Annotated in this window: 4 protein-coding genes and 1 pseudogene; 4 read left to right on the plus strand and 1 reads right to left on the minus strand. The window is 68.2% G+C overall.

Features of this window, described 5'->3' with window-relative positions; all coding sequences use genetic code 11:
• Positions 1 to 69 precede the first annotated feature (69 nt).
• Positions 70 to 1,053, minus strand: coding sequence for a hypothetical protein (locus AB0I10_RS32275; RefSeq protein WP_363156220.1), 984 nt, complete (start codon positions 1,051 to 1,053; stop codon positions 70 to 72).
• Positions 1,054 to 1,827: 774 nt separating this feature from the next.
• Here AB0I10_RS32275 and AB0I10_RS32280 point away from each other — a divergent pair.
• The 4 genes and pseudogenes from AB0I10_RS32280 to AB0I10_RS32295 all read left to right on the plus strand — a co-directional run.
• A complete protein-coding gene (locus AB0I10_RS32280) occupies positions 1,828 to 3,492 on the plus strand; it encodes an NACHT domain-containing protein (protein ID WP_363156221.1) in 1,665 nt (554 codons plus the stop codon).
• Between the two features lie 113 nt (positions 3,493 to 3,605).
• A complete protein-coding gene (locus tag AB0I10_RS32285) occupies positions 3,606 to 4,013 on the plus strand; it encodes a hypothetical protein (protein ID WP_363156222.1) in 408 nt (135 codons plus the stop codon).
• Between the two features lie 225 nt (positions 4,014 to 4,238).
• Positions 4,239 to 4,421: pseudogene (locus AB0I10_RS32290) on the plus strand (DUF4158 domain-containing protein); the annotation flags it as partial.
• A gap of 209 nt (positions 4,422 to 4,630) precedes the next feature.
• Positions 4,631 to 6,381, plus strand: a 1,751-nt coding sequence (locus AB0I10_RS32295; RefSeq protein WP_363156223.1) for an APC family permease, incomplete at its 3' end; no start/stop codon positions are given.

Below are 6,381 nucleotides of genomic sequence, written 5' to 3' on the forward strand. Positions count from 1 at the left end.
CGGATCAGGCATGCGAATCGGTGATCTGCTGGAGGAAGCGGTGTTGCGCTCAGCAGGCCGGTCTTGTGTTCACCAGGACAGCAGGGCGCAGCCGTTGCCGCCGGATCCGCCGGCGCCGCCGAAGTCACTTGGTGAGTGAGTCCTTTGGCCGTCGGTGCCGCCGGAGGCGCCCTTGCCGCCGGCTCCGCCGGCGCCTCCGCCGCCCCCACCGCCTCCAAAGCCGCTGCACTGCGCGGGGATGGGCGGAGCGTAGCGGTTGCCAGGGCTGACACCGGCGCCGCCTTGGTTGACGCCGCTGTACCCAGCACCGTCACCGCCTCGATTGCCCGGGGTCCCGCTACCGCTCTTGCCCCTGCAATTAGCCCCGTATACGTCGGCGCCCAGACCGCTTCCGCGGGCGCCGCCGTGGGTAACACCGTCGCTGGAGCTCTGTCCGGTGCCGCCGTGACCGCCGCCGCTGTACCCTTCGCCGCCCTTGCCCGCCACACCCTCCGTGCCAGGGCTGCCGGGGCTGCTGCCGCCGCCTGCGCCCCCTCCCCTACCGGTCTGTTCGCCGACGCCGGGGGCGCCGCCCCCGCCGCCGGCACCGATGCCGCCTCCGTATGCGGTGGCCAGCGCGGTGCCGTCAGGGACTTCGATCCTGGTCAGGCCGCCGACGCGTGGCGCCGACGCTCCGCCTTTGCCGCCCGGGACACCGCTCTGGCCTCCGCCACCGCCCGAGCCACCGGCACCCACCAAGACGGTCAGCGACTTGTTGCTGGACACATCGATCACGCAGCTGTACACGTAGCCTCCGCTGCCGCCCCCGCCGCCGGCCCCACCGGCGCCTCCCCCGATGGCGGAGGAACCATTGGCGCCGGTCTGCCCCCAGCCTCCGGCCCCGCCGCCACCGCCACCGGCGCCGACGAGGTTGACGGTGACCTCGGTGACGCCCTGCGGGATGGTGCAGGTGTAGGTGCCAGGAGTGGTGTAGGTCTTGGCGCAGTCAGCGGCGTACGCCGGGGTCTGCCCCAGGGGCACCAGCAGCGCACCGGCCATCGCGATGGTTGCCACTGCTGAGACGACCGGACGGGCAAATCTCGTGCCGCCGGGGATGTCAGGGATTGGTGTCGCATGCTGAGGCGCCATGATCTCTCTCCTGGGGTCGGTGATGTTGTCGTGCGGTGCCGGAAACCGCTGGTCCGGCTCGGACGGCCGGTGCTCGCGGCGCCGAGCCCGCCACCAGGGCGGGGTCCTGCGGGCGGGGGACAGCAAGTTGGTGCAGAGAAAGCGAGGCCCACCTCACCTGGACCATGAGGCCGTGGTCGGCCACAGACGCCGGATGGGATGGGGCACGGGAAGCCTCCGGGATGCAAGAGGGAGGACTGGCTCATGGGAGACGGTCAGGACCGGTGCAGGCTCCCCTGCCTCAAATGCGAAAAACGGCTCACCGGCTCAACCACTCTCCCGAGCGGTCAGTTTCCGGCCACAGCTCCCGTTGGATCCATGCGGCGCCGCTGCCGGGCTCGTGGATACAGGCCATGCCCAGGGCGGGTTCCAGGCCATCGACGTGGGCGCGGGTGGTGCGGCCAGTTGAGGTGCCCAGGGGAACCGCAGGTCGAAGTAGGTGTCGCCCTCCAGCACGGGGCCGATGTTCTTGCGGGTGGCGCGACACGCCACCTATCGCGCTCGACTCGCCAACTATCGCGCTGATCCGCCAACTGAAGCACTCAGTCACATCCAGTTGGCCCTTTAGCTCTTGAGTTGGCCCAACTGAGCGTCAGGGCTGGCCCGGCGCCCGCGCGGGAGTGGCTGCGGTGTGTGAGGTACCTGCGTCATGATGACCGGATGCGTAGTCGGGGGCTGAAGTGGCTAGGGGCGATTCTCTATCTCGCACTCCTGTTAGGTGCCGTCGTCTACATCCTTAACCACGGCCTGGATACCGCAGACAAAACGTCCAGCGTGGTCGGTGGGCTCTTGGCACTCCCTCCGGCTGTCGCCGCACTGTGGCAGCTGTGGCGCAGGCCGAGAACAACGCTGTCGCTGGAGGAGGTGGCCGGGCAGCTCGCTGTGGCGGTCAAGAACCAGTGGGATGCCGAGGCCGCACTACGCCGGGTCAATGATCCCTATCCGCTACCGGTCGCCTGGCGTGCCGCGGATGGAGATCTGGCCGAGCCCTGGCCGCTGTTGGCGGAGCTGGCCCGTGCGTGGCCGGGCGGGCCTCCCGGAGACCCTGTCCGATGGCCGCAGCAGGCCGCAGGGTTGGCTGACGAGGGTGCCCGGATCGGGGAGGTGTTCACCGACCGGGTGCCCACCCTGCGCCTGGTGGTCCTGGGAGAGCCCGGAGCGGGCAAGAGTGTGCTGCTGATGCGGCTGGTGCAAGACCTCCTTGCCCGTCGCACCGGCGACGAGCCGGTACCCGTGCTGTTCTCTCTCGCCTCCTGGAACCCGGACCAGCCGCTGAAAACGTGGCTGGCCGACCAGCTACGACGCGCCCACCCCAGCCTGTGCACCCCGGCTCCGGCCACAACCACTGCCGACACCCCGGATGATCAGGCCCAGGCGCTACTGGAGACCAACCGCATCCTGCCCCTGCTCGACGGCTTCGACGAACTTCCCCCAGACCTCCACCATCGTGCCCTGCACGCCCTGAACCGGTCCCTGCCCGACGGCCAGCCCCTCGTCCTGGCCTCGCGTGCCGCCCCCTACCGAGCCGCGCTGAGCGGCGCGGGGCCCACAGTCCGCCTCAACGGCGCCGCCGCTATCCAGCTCCTCCCCCTCGACCCCGACAGGGCAACCGCCTATCTGCGTCGGGATGCGGGCGGCCTGGAGACCTCCGCCGCCGCCCGGTGGCATGCCGTAGCCGCCGAATTGGGCACCGCCTCCCCGGTCGGGCAAGCTCTGAGCACTCCGCTGGGCCTGTTCCTGGCCCGCACCATCTACAACCCCCGCCCCGGCCCCGCGCCCACTGCCGAGGCACCGCACCCGGACGAACTGTGCGACACCGAGGTCTTTCCCGAACGGGCCGCAGTCGACCGGCATCTGTTCAACGCGTTCATCCCCGCCGCCTACGCCCCCGATGCCCCACTCCCACCCAGCTGGAACGCTGCGCAGGCCCACCGCGCCTTCGTCACTCTCGCCCGCTTCCTCGAACGCCAACACCACGGCAGTCCGGACCTGGCCTGGTGGGAACTCGTTCAGGCCATCCCGGCATCCCGCTACCTCACGAAAGGGCTCGCGAGCGGGCTCGTGGTGGGGATCACGGGCTGGCTCACTGGCTGGCTCATGGACAGTTTCGCGGCCGCGGTCACGCTTTGGGTGGCGGGCGCGCTCATGGTCGGGCTCGGCGGCTGGCTGGCAGGTGGACGCGGAATGGCTTCCGCCACACCAAGCACCGGGCTTCGTTGGTCACCCTTCGGCCTCGCAGTCGGGCTCACGGTGGGGATCACGGCCGCGCTCGCGTACGTCCTCTTTATCGCCCTCATGAACACTACACGTTCACGGACGAGTTAAGGCTTTTTCTCTCAGCCTATTTCTCGGGCAATTTCCAAACGGGGTGGGCGATCATGCTCGCAGGCGCGGTCATGGTTGTTCCCGCAGTCGGGCTTGTCCCGAAGAAACCTGACTTGACTTCCAGCATTGAGCCAACCGCGTTGCTTCGCTCAGACCGCAGCACCTTCATCACAGTCGCATTCACGTTCACGTTCGCGGTCGCGGTCGCACTCGTGAGCGGGCTCGGGGGCGGGCTCGGACACGGGGGCGGGCTCGGGGGCGGGCTCGGGCTCGGGATCGAGGTCGGACTCGGGCTGGGGCTGCTGAAGTCGACCTGGCCTTACTTCGTGATGGCCAGGGTCTACCTGGTGGTGCGCCGCAAAGCGCCACGGGCCCTCATGTCGTTCTTGCAGGACGCGCACGAACACCGCGGCGTCTTGCGTCAGGTCGGGCCCGTATATCAGTTCCGCCACATCGACCTGCAGCGCCACCTCGCCGCCCAACACAACGAGAACAGACCCCGAACCCGCACTGGCCTGTAACGAAGATAGGGCCAACCGTGACGCTCAACCGGGCCAACTCAAGCGCTAAAGGGCCAACTGAATCGCTCAGTCTCACTTGTTGTGACTAAGCACTTCACTTGCTGATGAGTGCTTCAGTTGGCGGGTGAGCGTTTCATTTGGCAAGGACGTTCTCATCGATGCAGGTGGCGAGCCTGGAGGAGTACTCGCTCAGTGCAGCGGCCAGCAGTGAGTGGATAACCGGGTATGAGTGCGTTCAGTGTGGCGCCTACGCGTCCGGAGCTGGAGCGCTTCTTCTTCCTGGACGACGACGACCGGGACCTGATCGCGCTGCGGAGGTCCGACGGGCATCAGTTGGGGATGGCGTTGCAGATCTGCGCCATCCGATACATCGGCACATTCCTGGGGGATGATCCGCTGGCGGTGCCGTAGGAGGTCCTGGACTACCTGGCCGGTCAGCTCGGCATCGAGGATGCGTCGAGCGTGAAGAGTCGTACGCGGAGCGGCGGATGACGCCTTGAGCCGGGCTATCGGCCGTGGTCCACTGACCTGCGGCTGCGTACGCCCATTCGGGGAACTCGCGATCTCCGGCGTTGTCATGGGGCTCGGGTGGTCGCGGCCGCGCATACGCTCGCGGCGTGTTCAACGTGACCGGTCTGCTGAAACGCCTGGTGATCGGGCGAGCCATGCGCAGTGAGGAACTGGGCGAGACCCTGCTGTCGAAGCGGCTTGCCCTGCCGATCTTCGCGTCCGACCCGCTGTCGTCGGTGGCGTATGCCACGCAGGAGATCCTGCTGGTACTGACCCTCGGCGGACTGGCCTACCTCCACTTCACTCCGTGGATCGCCCTCGCCGTGGTATCGCTCATGACCGTGGTGGTGCTGTCGTACCGCCAGGTTGTGCGCGCCTATCCGAGCGGCGGTGGTTCGTACGAGGTCGCTTCGACCAACCTCGGCCCGTCGGCCGGGCTGGTGGTCGCGTCATCGCTGCTCGTCGACTACGTCATGACGGTTGCGGTCTCGGTCGCTTCGGGCGTGGACAACATCATCTCGGCGGTGCCGGAGCTGGCCGATTACCGGGTGCTGATGGCGATCGGCTTCGTAGCGCTGCTGGCCGCGATGAATCTGCGTGGGGTGCGGGAGTCCGGCCGCGCCTTCGCGACGCCGACGTATCTGTTCATCGGCGGCGTGCTGATCATGTGCGGCACAGGTCTGATCCGGTACGTCGTGGGGGACGCCCCGGTGGCCGAGAGCGCGCGGTACGGCATCGAGGCGGAGCCCGGCGATGCCGGCCTTGCGGGGTTCGCGCTACTGATGCTGGTGCTGCGGGCGTTCTCCAGTGGCTGTACGGCGCTGACGGGCGTTGAGGCGATCTCGAACGGCGTACCGGCCTTCCGTAAGCCCAAGTCGGCCAACGCGGCGGCGACCATGCTGGCGATGGGGGCCATCGCGATCACGATGTTTGTAGGAGTCACCACGCTGGCGATGGTGGCGAAGGTCCACATGGTCGAGGACCCCTGCCGGCTGACCGGGCTGGCCGACTGCGAGGCGCACACCCAGCGGACCGTCATCGCCCAGCTGGCCGCGTCCGTGTTCGGCGGGTCGGCCAGCTTCGGCTTCTACTACATCCAGGCCGCCACCGCACTGATTCTGATCCTGGCTGCGAACACCGCGTTCAACGGCTTCCCCATGCTCGCGGACATCCTCGCCCAGCACCGGTATCTGCCGCGCCAGCTGCACAACCGCGGTGACCGGCTGGCCTTTTCCAACGGCATCCTGGCGCTCGCGGTCGTCGCCGGGCTGCTGCTGTGGGGCTACAAGGCGAACGTCACCGACCTCATCCACCTCTACATCCTCGGAGTCTTCACCTCGTTCACGCTCTCCCAATCAGGCATGATCCGGCACTGGAACCGGGAGCTGCGCTCCGAGAGAGAGCCCGCAGTGCGCCGCCGATACCGGATGGCACGGATCGTCAACGGGGTGGGCGCTTGCGTCACGGGACTGGTCCTGGTGATCGTGCTGGCGACCAAGTTCATGCAGGGCGCGTGGCTGGCGGTACTCGCGGGGATCGTGCTGTGGGTGATGATGCGCGGCATCCGCCGCCACTACGACACCGTCTCGGCCGAGCTGCAGGTCACCGACCCGAGCGCCGAGCTGACGCCGCCGTCCAGGGTCCTCGCGATCGTGCTGGTGTCCACCATCCACAAGCCGACCCTGCGAGCGCTGTCCTACGCCCGTGCCTTCAGACCGGACCGGCTGGAGGCACTCACGGTCGCGGTGGACCGCCAGAGCGCAGCCGAACTCCAGCGGCAGTGGCGCGCGTACGACATCGAGGTCCCGTTGAAGATCATCGATTCGCCGTACCGGGAGGTCACCCGGCCGGTCGTGGA

This window comes from Streptomyces sp. NPDC050636 (genome assembly GCF_040654775.1).
Lineage (GTDB): Bacteria > Actinomycetota > Actinomycetes > Streptomycetales > Streptomycetaceae > Streptomyces.

Excerpts from the sequence above, each read along its gene's own strand:
- AB0I10_RS32280 (WP_363156221.1), top strand. The coding sequence starts at position 1,828 with ATGCGTAGTCGGGGGCTGAAGTGGCTAGGGGCGATTCTCTATCTCGCA.